Source organism: Streptomyces cucumeris (assembly GCF_024295805.1).
Taxonomy (GTDB): domain Bacteria; phylum Actinomycetota; class Actinomycetes; order Streptomycetales; family Streptomycetaceae; genus Streptomyces; species Streptomyces cucumeris.
Window position 1 is genome coordinate 34573 of record NZ_JANCLX010000027.1, and the last position, 13235, is coordinate 47807.

General features: G+C 70.4%; 12 protein-coding genes. 9 read left to right on the forward strand and 3 right to left on the reverse strand.

What is annotated here, in order from left to right:
- Positions 1 to 96 precede the first annotated feature (96 nt).
- Entirely contained in the window at positions 97 to 984 is an 888-nt protein-coding gene (locus tag NMK44_RS30455) for a DUF2268 domain-containing putative Zn-dependent protease (RefSeq protein WP_254749208.1), read from the reverse strand.
- Between the two features lie 103 nt (positions 985 to 1087).
- The gene (locus NMK44_RS30460; protein ID WP_308358623.1) at positions 1088 to 1606 is read right to left on the reverse strand and encodes an anthrone oxygenase family protein; all 519 of its coding nucleotides are present in this window, start codon (positions 1604 to 1606) and stop codon (positions 1088 to 1090) included.
- 511 nt (positions 1607 to 2117) lie between these two features.
- Between NMK44_RS30460 and NMK44_RS30465 the strand changes: the two genes are divergently transcribed.
- Entirely contained in the window at positions 2118 to 2777 is a 660-nt protein-coding gene (locus NMK44_RS30465; RefSeq protein WP_254749222.1) for a YceI family protein, read from the forward strand.
- A 172-nt stretch (positions 2778 to 2949) separates the two neighbouring features.
- Here the strand turns inward: NMK44_RS30465 and NMK44_RS30470 are convergent, their stop codons facing one another.
- Positions 2950 to 3846 carry an IPT/TIG domain-containing protein gene (locus NMK44_RS30470; protein ID WP_254749224.1) on the reverse strand — a complete coding sequence of 299 codons (897 nt, stop codon included), beginning with the start codon at positions 3844 to 3846 and terminating at the stop codon, positions 2950 to 2952.
- A gap of 665 nt (positions 3847 to 4511) precedes the next feature.
- Between NMK44_RS30470 and NMK44_RS30475 the strand changes: the two genes are divergently transcribed.
- The 8 genes from NMK44_RS30475 to gap all read left to right on the forward strand — a co-directional run bounded on the left by NMK44_RS30475 (position 4512) and on the right by gap (position 13093).
- Complete coding sequence (locus NMK44_RS30475; protein WP_254749226.1) at positions 4512 to 5567, forward strand: zinc-binding dehydrogenase; 1056 nt, start codon at positions 4512 to 4514, stop codon at positions 5565 to 5567.
- Between the two features lie 298 nt (positions 5568 to 5865).
- A complete protein-coding gene (locus NMK44_RS30480; RefSeq protein ID WP_254749228.1) occupies positions 5866 to 6483 on the forward strand; it encodes a hypothetical protein in 618 nt (205 codons plus the stop codon).
- Positions 6480 to 7190: a DUF5987 family protein gene (locus NMK44_RS30485; RefSeq protein ID WP_254749230.1), complete on the forward strand. Its 711-nt coding sequence runs from the start codon at positions 6480 to 6482 to the stop codon at positions 7188 to 7190. The genes NMK44_RS30480 and NMK44_RS30485 overlap by 4 nt, the downstream gene beginning before the upstream one ends.
- The gene (locus tag NMK44_RS30490; RefSeq protein ID WP_302888823.1) at positions 7187 to 8779 is read left to right on the forward strand and encodes an FAD-dependent oxidoreductase; all 1593 of its coding nucleotides are present in this window, start codon (positions 7187 to 7189) and stop codon (positions 8777 to 8779) included. The genes NMK44_RS30485 and NMK44_RS30490 overlap by 4 nt, the downstream gene beginning before the upstream one ends.
- An 83-nt stretch (positions 8780 to 8862) precedes the next feature.
- Positions 8863 to 9399, forward strand: coding sequence for a P-loop NTPase family protein (locus NMK44_RS30495; RefSeq protein WP_254749232.1), 537 nt, complete (start codon positions 8863 to 8865; stop codon positions 9397 to 9399).
- Positions 9400 to 9579: 180 nt separating this feature from the next.
- Positions 9580 to 10893: a haloacid dehalogenase-like hydrolase gene (locus tag NMK44_RS30500; protein WP_254749234.1), complete on the forward strand. Its 1314-nt coding sequence runs from the start codon at positions 9580 to 9582 to the stop codon at positions 10891 to 10893.
- A gap of 138 nt (positions 10894 to 11031) precedes the next feature.
- Positions 11032 to 11988, forward strand: a complete 957-nt coding sequence (locus NMK44_RS30505; RefSeq protein WP_254749236.1) for a GlxA family transcriptional regulator — start codon at positions 11032 to 11034, stop codon at positions 11986 to 11988.
- A gap of 106 nt (positions 11989 to 12094) precedes the next feature.
- On the forward strand, positions 12095 to 13093 hold the full coding sequence (gene gap / locus NMK44_RS30510) for a type I glyceraldehyde-3-phosphate dehydrogenase (RefSeq protein WP_254749238.1): 999 nt from the start codon (positions 12095 to 12097) through the stop codon (positions 13091 to 13093).
- Positions 13094 to 13235: the final 142 nt, after the last annotated feature.

Sequence of the window (13235 nt, forward strand, 5' to 3'; positions counted from 1 at the left end):
TCAGGTACAAGCGCCCGCGGGAATCCACCCCCCGCTCCCGGGGGAAGCCGGGTGTGCCGTCGCCGGTGGTGGCGACGGCACACCCGGCCACGGCGGTCAGGCGCTCGTCCGCACTCCCGCGTTGACGAGGATCTCGCGCGCGGGCAGGGCGGTGCTCTCGGCAGCGGTCAGACCGGAAGCGGCCAGGTGCGCGTCCACGATCCGCAGCCCGACCGCGTACCCGGCGAAGTCCGGCAGCCCCACCGTGGGCTGCCCCATCCGCCGCGCCGTGGCGTCGCCGAGGACGTAGGCGGTGAGGTTCTGCATCCCGGCCACATCGATATCGTTGGTGATCCGGTCATAAGCGCTGTCCAGTCCGGCGCCGGTCAGGGCCCTGGACCACGGCCCCAGAGCCCCCTCACCGGCCAGCTCCCGTACGAACGCCTCCGCGAGCCCCTCCGCCACGACGTGTTCGCCGACGGTGACGGTCGCCGGGTTCCAGACCACGTTCGCGTAGCGCACGTTGTGGTGCAGTTCGTGTGCGGCGGCGTGGCCGATCTTCGCGAGGCTGGTCTCGGTGGGCCACATCAGCAGATGGATCGCACCGGGGATGCCGCCCGATCCGAAGTATCCGGCGCTGCGCACCGTCAGGTGGTCATCGTCCGGGTCCCCGAGCACCAGGACGACATGTACGGTCTCTGCGTGCCCGATCTCCGGCACCGCACCGCTGATCCGTTCCCACGCGGCGGTGAGGAACTCCTCGATCCGCCGCCACACCCCCGCCTCCACCATCTGCCGCAGGGCGGGCAGATACCGCGGGTCCTCACGGTCGAGCCGGAAGCCGCTGCCCATCCGGTGCAGTTGGACCAGATCCATGTCCCCCATCACGGACATCGCGCTCCGCAGCGGCTCGAGCATCTCGCGCAGCGCGTCGGCCCGCTCTGCCAGCGGCCGCCCGAGGAGCTCGAGCATGGCGGACGCCGTGTCATGAACAATGATCTTCATGCCCGGTGACGGTAGGTCCTCACGTCACGTGAGGTGCAAGCGCTCCGCCACGTCCCCGAGCGCCCTGCGCCACGTTCCTGAGCGCACGGGGACGGCCGTCCCATCAGGCGCCGCCGCGGGGCAGTCCGCGGCCGGTCGTGGCCAGGGCACAGACCAGCAGACCGAAGGCGGCGGTGGAGGTGACCGCGCGGACGATGTTCCAGCGCACCCACCGCGCCTCGAACTGCTCGCGGACCGCGGACAGATCGGTGATCCGGTCGGGATGTCCGGCGTCGGCCAGGACGTTGTTGAGGGGTACGTTGACCCGGATCGTGATGACCAGCATCACCAGGTAGAGCACGACCGCGGCCACGATCCACGGCAGTGCCGGACGCCCCGCGCCCCGCAGATGCAGTGCCCCGGCCAGGACGGCCAGCAGCAGGGCTCCCGCGAAGACCAGGGCGAACCAGCCGTTGAGGATGGCCACGTTGATGCGCTGCATCGCGTCGATGAAGGTGCGGTCCTCGGCCCGGGCCAGGCCGGGCATCACGGAGCAGGCGTATCCGTAGAACAGGCCCGCGCTCAGGCCGGTGGCGACGGTCGCGGCGATCAGGACGGGGGTCTGCAGGGTGTGGTGGTTCATCATGTCCTCCAACCAACACCGGCAACGGTGGGGCGGGCCATGGCCGAAAGGCTCAGCCTCATACGCGAGCGTCCAGGCGCGGACGACGGCGTGCCCACACGTACTGCGGTCACCTTCACTGAATATCCCGTCGCTTGCATATGGAAATTGCAACGGCCCATGCCGAGATTTCCTGGTGATGACGGCGTCCATCAGGTCGGTGAATATCCGACATCATGCTCCATACAGTGCCACGACACGGTGTCGGCGGGAACGTGTGAAGTCGCGCGGTGTTTCGACCATTGATTCCCGCTGACTAGTGATTAACCCAGGTCCTGTGTGCCTCGCCGCTTCAGGCGGTTTTTCGATCAGAGCGAATTGGATCACCACTTCTGACTGGTGGAGGCGTATTTTGCCCGGTGGTAGCCCTGCGGCGGCGGGGTGGGTGGACATCCCGGGCAGAGTTCTCGGAGGACATTGGATATCGGCAAAGACTTGCGGCAATAGATGCCTTCTGCCAATTATTTGATTCATGAAGTTGTTCAACCGCATCTCGTCGCATCGCCGCACGCTGGCCCATGCCGCTCCCGCGGCGCACGGCGGTCCGCCGGCCTACGATCCCGTCGTCGCGCCGGATCCCGCCCTCGCGGGTCTGACCGGGGAGTGGATAATCGATCCGGCGCACAGCAGGATCGGGTTCTCCGTCCGGCACGCCATGGTGACCACGGTGCGAGGCTCCTTCACGGAGTTCGAAAGCCGCCTCTACTTCGACGGCAGCGATCCGGCCCGCTCCCGGGCAGAGGTCGTGATGTCCACCGCAAGTGTCCAGACCGGTGTGGAGCAGCGGGACGCCCACTTGATGAGCCGTGACTTCCTGGACGCGGACACCTACCCGCGTATGAGCTTCCGCAGCACCGCGGCGCAGCTCGTGGGGAAGGACGTCTACCGCATGAACGGCGACCTCACCATCAGGGACACCACCCGCCCCGTCGTCCTGGAGCTCACCTACATCGGACACGTCACGGATCCGTTCGGCTACCAGCGGGTCGGCTTCGACGGCACCACCACCATCAACCGGTCCGAGTGGGGGCTGACCTACAGCGCCCGACTGGCCGAGGGCGGTGCGATGGTGAGTGAGAAGGTGCGCCTGCAGTTCGACATCGCCGCCATCCGCACACCTCCTCTGGACTGAGCCCTGCTGTCCGCCGCTCAGCCGGTGATGGCACATCAGGTGGCGGAGAGCAGGCACATACGCACCGCGCCGGCATCCGGACCTGATACCACGCGACAGTGCCGGTCCCCGGGAACACCTCCCGGGGACCGGCACCCACCGCTGGCCCGTACGGGGCAACGGCGTCAGCGGATCACACGTAGGTGAAGCCGCCCGGGACGGTCGCCGTGCCGTTCGCGGTGGTGACCTGAACGGTCTTGTTGCCCACGGTGTTGGCCGGAGTGGTGCCGACCAGCAGGGTCCCGGTGGGGTCGACGGTGATCCCGGTGGCCGGGACACCGCCGAAGGTCACGGTGCCACCGGTCAGGTTGGTGCCGGTGATGACGAACGGGGTGCCGCCCGCCACCGGGCCGGAGACCGGCGTGATGCCGGCCGCGGTCGGGGGCGGTCCGGTGTAGGTGAAGCCGCCCGGAACCGTGACGGTACCCGCCGGTGTCACCACCTGGACCGTGACGTTTCCGGGTGCGAGCCCCGGCGGGGTGGTGCCGGTCAGCGAGGTACCGGCCGGGTTGACGGTCACGCCGACGGCGGGCACGCCGTTGAACAGGACCACCGCGTTGGCCAGGTTGGTCCCGGTGAGCGTGAAGGGGGTGCCGCCGGCGACCGGGCCGGTGGCCGGGACGATCGTGGCGGCGGTCGGCGGGAGGGCGAGCGCGCCGTACGTGTAGTTCACGCCGTTGCTGGCGCCGCTGAGCGTGGTCACCGTCACGGACACGGTGCCCGCGGCGTGGGGCGGCGCGGTGACGGCGATCGCCATACCGAAGGGATCCCGCGCCAGGATGGTCGCCGGGGTGCCCCCGAAGGAGACACCGGTGGCGTTGCTCAGGCCGAGGCCGACCACCAGGACGACGTTGCCTCCGGTCGTCGGACCGGAGGTGGGTGTGACGGAGAGCAGCAGCGGCGTCGACGGCGGTGTGCCCCCGCCGGGGCCCGGCCATCCCGGGCCCGGGTCCCCCGGTCCGGGCCAGCCCCCACCGGGGCCGGTCTGGTTGGGGCGACCGCCGTCGTTCGCGAGCATCTGCTGGGACATGGACGTCCTCCTGTCGGACTGTCCCGGGCGACGACGGCTGCGGATGGTCGCACGGCCGGTACGAAGGCGTGTCGGCCGCCGGTGCGTGCCGCCGCCTGGGACAGGAGTGATGGGGCCCTGGGGTCGCTGTCGGAAGGGGCGGGACGGACTCTCCGTGCCACCCCGGAAGATGAGGCGTCTGCGCCTCGCCGACACCGGAGTCGGGCGTGATGTGGGGCCCGGCCCCTTCCGGGGGAACTCGCCGCGGGGCAGGGACCGTCGCCGCCGCACGGAGACGCGCGAAGTGCAACGGGTGGGTCGACTGCCGAGCTCCCGGGAAGGGATGGGCGACCCACCGGTTGGATGCGTTCAGTAACCCATAGGGGCGACAAGACAGCAATGGTGTTGACGCACAGTCACCCGGTCGGCGTAGTGCGGTTCGTGGGCCGCCCGGTGTGTTTGCGCCTTTGCTGGCCTGCCGGAACGCATGATGTGGGCTGATCGGGCGGAAGGTGGCACGGCGGTCGTCACGGGGACGGCCGCGGGGGAAGAGGCGATGCATGTGCCACACCCCATGTGCCGGACCATCCGGTGTGCCTGTTGCTCTCCCCTCGTCACCCGCGCCGAGGGTGGGGTGATTCCGGGTGAGGGCCTTCGTCCTCCGGAGGGTCGGCGAGGTCGGGATCATGGAGAAGCCGGTCCCCGAGCCCGGCCCCTGTGACGCGGTGGTGCGCACCACCGCGGCCATGGTGTGCACCACCGATGTGCACACCATGCGGGGTGCGATGCCGGTCGCCCCGGATGTGACGTTGGGGCATGAGGCGGTCGGTGTCGTCCACGCGCTCGGCTCCGCCGTCGAGGGCCTGGAAGTGGGCCGGCGGGTCGCGGCCGCCGGGATCACGCCGTGCTTCCAGTGTGATTCCTGCCAGCGCGGTTTCTCCTCGCAGTGCGGGGGACGGATGCTCGGCGGTGCCAGGTTCACCCAGCAGCGGGACGGGAATCTGGCCGAGTACTTCCTGGTGAACAACGCCCAGGCCAATCTGGCGCCGATCCCCGACGGGCTCTGTGACCACCGGGCCCTCTATGCCACCGACATGCTGTCCACGGGGTTCGTCGCCGCCGAACATGCCGAGCTCGCACTGGGGGAGACCGTCGCGGTCTTCGCCCAGGGGGCGGTGGGTCTGTCCGCCACGATCGGCTGCCGACTGCTCGGCGCGGGCCTCATCATCGCCGTCGAGTCGGTTCCCGCTCGCCAGGAGCTGGCCCGCCGGTTCGGCGCCGATGTGATCGTCGACCACACCCGCTGCGACCCGGTCCGGCGGATCCTGGAGCTGACCGACGGCCAGGGGGTGGACGCCGCCATCGAGGCCCTCGGCACGCCCCAGACATGGGAGGCGACGTTCCGGGCCACCAAACCCGGAGGACGGATCTCCAATGTCGGGTATCACGGCGAGGTGGCCGAACCACTGCGGATCCCGCTGGAACCGTTCGGCTACGGGATGTCCGACAAGCAGGTCTACGCGGCTTTCAACCGCGGCGGGCGCGGATGGCTCCGGCGGATCTTCCGGCTGCTGGAGTCCGGAAAGGTCGACCCCACGCCGATGACCACGCACGAGTTCGGCTTCGACGAGATCGGTCGGGCCTTCCGGATGATGGCGTCGAAGGACGACGGGATCATCAAGCCGCTGATTCACTTCGACGCGGACCATGCCGTAGAGGTGGGTCAGTGGAAGAGCCACTGACCCACCTCTTTACTGGCTGGTAGTCATGCTCCACTCTGTGGGGGTGCGGGCCGTCCGAAGGGCCGGCCCGGACACCCTCCGTGTGCCCGCGTTGCCCGCGTGCCTGCGGTCGTTGCTGCCCTCGTCCCGTCCGCACCCCGCTTCGCTGTCCGTCCGCGCCCCGCCCCGACGCGAGTCCGTGCCGCGCCGCGGAGCCACCACCCACCACCCCCGAGTGCGAAGCGGACCCCATCCGGGCCCGCACCGCTCTTCGAGGAAGGCAGGAACCATCGTGTCCCGTTCGACCCGTAGATCTGTCATGTCCCTGGCGATTGTGGCCGGAGTGTGCACCGCCACCCTCACCCCCGTGGCCGCCTCCGCCACCCCTGGCCCGGGAGCCACCCGCACCACCGCCGGATCCCAGTCCGCCACCGCCACCCGGACGCCGGGCCCGTTCACCGAGCCCGGCTTCGCCGCCACCTGCGAGTGGCACCGCTTCGGTGAGGGCGAGGTCCCGCCGTGGCAGCTGATGTTCCGCGATCCGCTGTGCGTCGAGTACAGCAAGCGCGACATCACCTTCGACAACGGCGGTGCCCTGCGCTTCCTGGTCGCCGAACCCTCCCGCTTCGCCCTCGCGATGGTCACCTGCCACTACTACCAGCAGGACCACTGGAGCGTGCAGACCACCACCGGCTCAACGCCCTGGGTGACCTGGGACGGCCAGTACTGGTGGGACAAGACCAGGCAGCGGGCCGGAGCCCGGCTCACCCACTTCAAGATCCACGGCACCAGCGTCGGGATCGGCGACGCCGTGGCCGCGCTGCGCCCCACCCATCCCGAACTGGCCGATGTCCTTGACGAGTACGGCAGTGAAGCCGGAGAGACCGGCCTGACCACGACCCTCCCGTACGACCTGCGCTGCGATCTGGCCGGATGACCACCATGCCCCCGCACCCAGAGCACCCGGAGCACCCCGGCACCTCAGCGCCACCCGCTCGCCGGACGATCCTCAGCGCCCTCACCGCCACCGTCGCACTCCTGGCCGCCGGTCAACTCCCTCCTGCCGTCTCCGGGGCGGTCGCCGCCGAGACCGGGGCCACGGGATGGACCGTCCAGACGATGGAGGCGTTCGCGGACACCCTGATCCCCGGTGAACGCCGCTCCAGCGGTGACCGCGCCATCGCCGGGGCCGTCACCGGCCCCGGCGCCGTACAGGCCGGGGTGATCCAGACACTCACCTCGCCCGAACTGCCCCTGGCTCCGCTTCTGCCGGAGATCGCGGCCCTGCTCAACGCCCGGGCACTCGCCTATGCCACGCTCCACCTGATCCTGCTGCCACCCACCCTCCCGTCCTTCGTCGGCCTGCCGTTCCGCCACCGCACCACGCTCCTCGGCACCCTCTTCGACCCCGGGGAGCCCGACCGCGCCATCTGGCAGGTGCTGAGCCTGCTGACCGGTCTCGCCTTCGACAGCGCAGCCCATCTGGACACCCGCCAGGCCCTGGACGCCCACCACCCCGGACTGGACTGGCTGGACTTCCCACCGCCCGGAGCGGACGGGCTGTGGCGCTTCCCCCACTATTCCTACGGCAAGGCCCTGGCCACCCCGCACCCCGCCACCACCCCGTCGGGGAGCCCCGCATGAGCGCGCAGACCACCGACGTACTCGTCATCGGCAGCGGCTTCGGCGGCGCCATCCCCGCGTACTACCTGGCCGCCGGAGGCGCCCGCGTCACCATCCTGGAACGCGGACCGCGGCTGGCCGCGGACGACTTCGCCCACTCCCTGCAACTGGGCACCTACAACCGCATCGTCGACGTCGTACGCGGTGAGGGCATCGCCGTGGTCACGGGCAACTGCGTCGGCGGCGGCAGCGTCGTGTACTTCGCGGCCTCCCTGCGCGCTCCCGCGTTCGTCTTCGAACGCCGCGGCGGCACCGGCCGCCGCATCTGGCCCGCCGCACTCACCCGCGCCGCACTCGACCCCTGGTACGACCGCGTCGAAGAAGCCCTGCCCGTCACCCGCACCGACTGGTCCGACGTCTCCTACGCGGGCGGGATCCTGGCCGCCGCGTGCCGGCGCACCGGGCACACCTGCAATCCCGTGCCCGTCGCCGTCGACACCGACCGCTGCACCAACTGCAACTGGATGCTGTCCGGCTGCCGGTTCGACGCCAAACGGTCCATGCTCCTCAACTACCTGCCCGCGGCCGAGGCCCACGGCGCCACCATCCACCCCCTGCACGAAGTCCAGAGCATCAGCCCCTCACCCGTGTCCGGCCACCGCTACGCCGTCAGCTACACCGTCCTCGACCCCGATGACTACACCTGCACCGCCACCACGGGCACCATCCACGCCAAGGTCGTCGTCCTCGCGGCGGGAGCCGTCGGCACCCCCGTCATCCTCCAGCGCTCCGCACTGCTCCTCGGCGGTATCCCGGCCGCTGTGGGACGGTACTTCTCCGGCAACGGCGACCGCGTCAGCGTGGCCGACGTGAACGAGGACAAGGTACGCACACTGCTCGGCCTGTCCCGCCCGGACGGCGTCCCCTACCAGGGGCTGCCGATCGGCCGCCCCATCACAGCGGCCACCTACGACTATCTGGACGCCGAGGCACCCGAGTACAGCCGCTTCAGCCTCCAGCAGATCTACTTCCCGTCGCTGACCAATGTGCTCGCCCAGGCCGCCGATCCGCCCCACTGGTTCGGCATACCGGCACGCGCGCTGCGCTCCCGGTGGAAGTCCTGGCTCACCCTGCTGGCGATGACCGAGGACGACAACGAAGGCACCTTCTCCGCCGTCCCGCCGCTGACCGGCAGTTTCACCCGCCTCGCTCCCGGTCTCGGCCTCGGCACCATGACCTACCGTCCCACCACCCGGACCCGCGACGGCTGGCGCACGGCGGACCAGGCCCTGCGCGGCATCCTCGAAAGGGACGGACTGGCCCAGGTGCGGCCCTGGAGCGAAGACGTGGCCGGAGCCGTGACCGCCCATCCGCTCGGCTCCGCCCGCATGGGCGACACCGCCGCCACCAGCGCCCTCACCGACACCGGAGAACTCCGCGGCCACCAGGGCCTGTTCATCACCGACGGCTCCGCCGTCCCCACCTCCCTGACCGTCAACCCCTCCCTCACCATCGCCGCCCTCGCCGAACGCGCCGCCCCCGCCATCACCCGGCGCGCCACCCAGACGGGTGCCGAGGTCCGCTACGGAGCGCCCGTGCCCTCCCCATGAGATGATGTCCACCTCACCCAACCGGCCATGTACCCCGGTGCGGACCCGCACCGGGGTACACCGCCGCCGGTAGCGTGCCGACCATGAGGGTGGGCACCGAGGAAACCAGGCTGGTCGTGCTGCGCGGCAACAGCGCTTCCGGCAAGTCGTCCGTCGCGGCCGGGCTCCGCGACACCTTCGGCCGCGGCCTCGCCCTGGTCGGACAGGACACCATCCGCCGCGTCGTGCTGCGCGAACGCGACCGCCCGGGCGCCGTGAACATCGGCCTGATCGATGTCGTCGCCCGTCACGCCCTGGACGCCGGGTACCACGTCGTCGTCGAGGGCATCCTGTACGCCGAGCACTACGGCGAGATGCTCGCCCGGCTGCGTGCCGACCACCGGGGCCCGACCCACGGCTACTACCTTCATGTGCCGTTCGCCGAAACGCTGGTCCGGCACGCCACCAAACCCCAGGCGGACGAGTACGGCGAGGCGGAGATGCGCGAGTGGTATCGCGACCTCGATCTGCTGCCCGGCGGCGCCGAAACGGTCATCGGCGCCGACAGCACCCTGTCCGGCACCGTCGACCGCATCATGCGCGACACCGGGCTGGCCCATCTCCCGGCGCTGGAGCACTGACCCGAGGAAACACGCACGCGCGCCACGCCGCACCGCAGCAGGACGCCGCCACGCGGAACTTCTCCACCGGGGGCTACTTCTGCGCGCTTCCCCGACTCGGTACAGTCCGTGATCCACACCGGAACGTTTTCCCCATACAACGGTCCGGTGACACACGTGCCCCAACGCCCAGGAGACCCCATGCTTCGTCAGCAGGCTCTCAGGCCCGCGATGACGTGTCTGGCGCTCGCGCTCGCCGCCACCGTCAGCGCTCCGGTGACCGCCACCGCCCGGGAGACCACCGCACACCGCACGCCGCGCGCCGAGTGTCCGCAGCTGAACAAGGACCTGCACTGGTACGGCGACAACCGGGCCAGACTCCAGCGCATGATCGACGAACGCGGAACCTGCGGTCAGGGCTCCCGTCCCGGATCGCCGAAGCCCGTGGCGGCGTTCGACTGGGACAACACCATCGTCAAGAACGACATCTCCGACGCCACGCTCGCGTGGATGCTCAAGCACGACAAGATCCTCCAGCCCACCAGCTGGCGCGCCACCAACAAGTGGATGACCGAGGCGGCCCATCGCGCGCTCACCCGCGCCTGCGGTACCTCCGTTCCCGTGGGACGGCCCCTGCCGACCTCGACGGACACCGACTGCACCGACGAGATCCTCGACATCTACGCGGACGAGGAGACATCGACCGGGAAGACCGCCTTCAGCGGGGTGTGGAACCACCGCAGGACCGTGCCCTCCTACGTCTGGATCACCCAGCTCTTCGCCGGGCACACCCCGGCCCAGCTCACCTCCTTCGCCCGCAAGGCGCGTGCCGAGAACCTCGCCGCGCCGATCGGCACACAGCAGACGGTCGGCACCCACAGCTGGGCCGGTTATGTGCGCTACTACGAGCAGCAACTCGACCTCATCCGCACCCTCCGCAAGGCCGGATTCGATGTCTGGGTGGTGTCCGCCTCCGCCGAGCCGATCGTCCGGGCATGGGCCCCGGGCGCGGGATTCCCGGACGACCGTGTCGTCGGCATCCGCAACCTCGTCAAGAACGGCCGGCTCACCACGGGTGTCCAGGGATGCGGTGACGTCGGGGACAACACCGGCGGTGACGTCCTGACCTACATGGACGGCAAGCGCTGCTGGATCAACAAGAGCATCTACGGCATCAAGGGCGCCGAGGCATGGCGTCAGCAGGACCCCGCACACCGCATCGCGTTCGGCGCGGGCGACGCCGAGACCGACGTCACCTTCGTCAATGACGCCACTGCCGGGCACCTGGCCATCAACCGCAACAAGACCGAGCTGATGTGCCGGGCGTATGACAACGCCGACCGGCGGTGGGTCATCAACCCGATGTTCATCGAGCCGAATCCGCGCCAGAAGACGCCCTACCCCTGCGCCACCAAGGGACATATGAACACCGATGGTGTCGAGGCCCCGCTGCGGCGCCCCGACGGATCCGTCGTCCCGGACCAGGAGGACCGGGTGTATCCGCACACCTCCTGACGGACCTCACCGGGCCCGGCCGCCCACGGCCGGGCGGGGTGAAACGGGCGTTGGAGGGGCGGGTCCTGTCACCGGGCCCGCCCCACACCCCGCGCCGTTCGGACCGACCGGACCCGCCGCCCTCGTACCCTGGTCCCCGTGCCATCCTCCCGACTCCACCGTGTCGCCGTCCTCGTGCTCGAAGGCGCGAAGCCACTCGACGTCGGCATTCCCGCCCAGGTGTTCACGACCCGCGCGAGCATGCCCTACGAAGTGCGGGTATGCGGTGCGTCGCCCGGTCTCGTCACCGGTGGCGACGGCCTCTCGTACCACGTGGCCCACGGTCTCGACGCGCTCGAGTGGGCCGACATCGTCTTCGTCCCCGGCTACCGGCACCCGGACCGCGAGGATCCGCCGGGGGCCGTCGTGGCCGGGCTGATCGCGGCCCACCGGCGGGGCGCGCGGCTCGCCGCCATCTCCACGGGCGCCTTCGCGCTCGCCGCCACCGGTCTGCTCGACGGCAAGCGCGCCACGACCCACTGGCACTACGCGCGGGCCCTCGCGGTGAAACACCCGCTCATCGATGTCGACGAGAACGTCCTGTTCGTCGACGAGGGCAGTGTGCTCACCTCCGCGGGCGCCGCCTCCGGTATCGATCTGTGTCTGCACATCCTCCGTGCCGACCTCGGGGTGGCCGCCTCCAACCATGCCGCCCGCCGCCTGGTCGCGGCCCCCTACCGCAGCGGCGGTCAGGCGCAGTACGTACCGCGCAGCGTGCCCGAGGCGCTCGGTGAGCGTTTCGCCGCCACCCGGGAGTGGGCGCTGCAGCGCCTCGGCGAACCCCTCACCCTCAAGGCGCTCGCGCGGCATGCGGCGGTGTCGCCGCGCACCCTGTCGCGGCGCTTCGTCGACGACACCGGCTACACCCCCATGCAGTGGGTGATGCGCGCCCGTATCGACGTGGCCCGTGAGCTGCTGGAGCGGTCCGAGCGGAGCGTGGAGCAGATCGCCACCGATGTCGGCCTGGGCACCGGGGCGAATCTGCGGCTGCACTTCCAGCACATCCTCGGCACCACCCCGACCGAGTACCGGCGCACCTTCACCCAGGGCGAGTAGCCGTTGGCGCGAGCTGGCGCGATCCTTTCGAACCGTGGCGCTCTCGCCGCGGTCACGGACGGGCATCCGCGCGCGACGCTGGTGGCGAACGGAAGGGACACCATTCATGACTCGCATCGCCATCAACGGGTTCGGCCGCATCGGACGCAATGTGCTGCGCGCACTGCTCGAGCGCGACAGTGACCTCGAGATCGTCGCCATCAACGACCTCTCGGAGCCCGCGACCCTCGCACGGCTGCTCGCCTTCGACACGACGGCGGGCCGTCTCGGCCGCCCGGTGACGGTCGACGGGGACACCCTCGTCGTCGACGGCCGTCGCATCAAGGTGCTGGCCGAGCGCGAACCGGAGCGGCTGCCCTGGGCCGACCTCGGGGTGGAGATCGTGCTGGAGGCCACCGGCCGCTTCACCTCGGCCAAGGCCGCCCGCGCGCACCTCGACGCGGGCGCGAAGCGGGTCCTCGTCGGTGCGCCGTCGGACGGTGCCGATGTCACGCTCGCCTTCGGCGTCAACACCGACGCGTACGACCCGGACGTGCACACGATCGTCTCGAACGCCTCGTGCACGACCAACGCGCTCGCGCCGCTGGCCGCGGTGCTCGATGAACTCGCGGGCATCGAGCACGGCTTCATGACCACGGTGCACGCCTACACCCAGGAGCAGAACCTCCAGGACGGTCCGCACCGCGACGCCCGCCGCGCCCGCGCCGCCGGCGTCAACATCGTGCCGACCACGACGGGCGCCGCCAAGGCGATCGGTCTGGTGCTGCCGAACCTCGACGGCAAGCTGTCCGGCGACTCGATCCGCGTACCGGTTCCGGTGGGCTCGATCGTCGAGCTCAACACGACCGTCGCGCGTGACGTCACCCGCGAGGACGTGCTGGCGGCGTACCGGTCCGCTGCGGACGGGGCGCTGAAGGGCGTCCTGGAGTACTCCGACGACCCGCTCGTGTCGTCCGACATCACCGGCAACCCGGCGTCGTCGATCTTCGACTCCGAGCTGACCCGTGTCGAAGGCCGTCACGTCAAGGTGGTCGCCTGGTACGACAACGAGTGGGGCTTCTCGAACCGGGTGATCGACTCGCTCGAGCTCCTCGCCGCGCGCTGACCCGCGCCACGGGCGCCCCCATCGGGCCGCCACCCCGATACGGCACCGCCGGGGTGGTCACGGTGGGGGCGCCCGTGGCGCTTGTGCGCTGATTGGCGCAAGAGGGGGTCCGGGATGGCTGATGCCTGCGAGGCTGTCTCAA

Excerpts from the sequence above, each read along its gene's own strand:
- NMK44_RS30470 (WP_254749224.1), bottom strand. The coding sequence starts at position 3,846 with ATGTCCCAGCAGATGCTCGCGAACGACGGCGGTCGCCCCAACCAGACC.
- NMK44_RS30460 (WP_308358623.1), bottom strand. The coding sequence starts at position 1,606 with ATGAACCACCACACCCTGCAGACCCCCGTCCTGATCGCCGCGACCGTC.
- gap (WP_254749238.1), top strand. The coding sequence starts at position 12,095 with ATGACTCGCATCGCCATCAACGGGTTCGGCCGCATCGGACGCAATGTG.
- NMK44_RS30495 (WP_254749232.1), top strand. The coding sequence starts at position 8,863 with ATGAGGGTGGGCACCGAGGAAACCAGGCTGGTCGTGCTGCGCGGCAAC.
- NMK44_RS30500 (WP_254749234.1), top strand. The coding sequence starts at position 9,580 with ATGCTTCGTCAGCAGGCTCTCAGGCCCGCGATGACGTGTCTGGCGCTC.
- NMK44_RS30480 (WP_254749228.1), top strand. The coding sequence starts at position 5,866 with ATGTCCCTGGCGATTGTGGCCGGAGTGTGCACCGCCACCCTCACCCCC.
- NMK44_RS30485 (WP_254749230.1), top strand. The coding sequence starts at position 6,480 with ATGACCACCATGCCCCCGCACCCAGAGCACCCGGAGCACCCCGGCACC.
- NMK44_RS30475 (WP_254749226.1), top strand. The coding sequence starts at position 4,512 with ATGGAGAAGCCGGTCCCCGAGCCCGGCCCCTGTGACGCGGTGGTGCGC.
- NMK44_RS30455 (WP_254749208.1), bottom strand. The coding sequence starts at position 984 with ATGAAGATCATTGTTCATGACACGGCGTCCGCCATGCTCGAGCTCCTC.
- NMK44_RS30490 (WP_302888823.1), top strand. The coding sequence starts at position 7,187 with ATGAGCGCGCAGACCACCGACGTACTCGTCATCGGCAGCGGCTTCGGC.
- NMK44_RS30465 (WP_254749222.1), top strand. The coding sequence starts at position 2,118 with ATGAAGTTGTTCAACCGCATCTCGTCGCATCGCCGCACGCTGGCCCAT.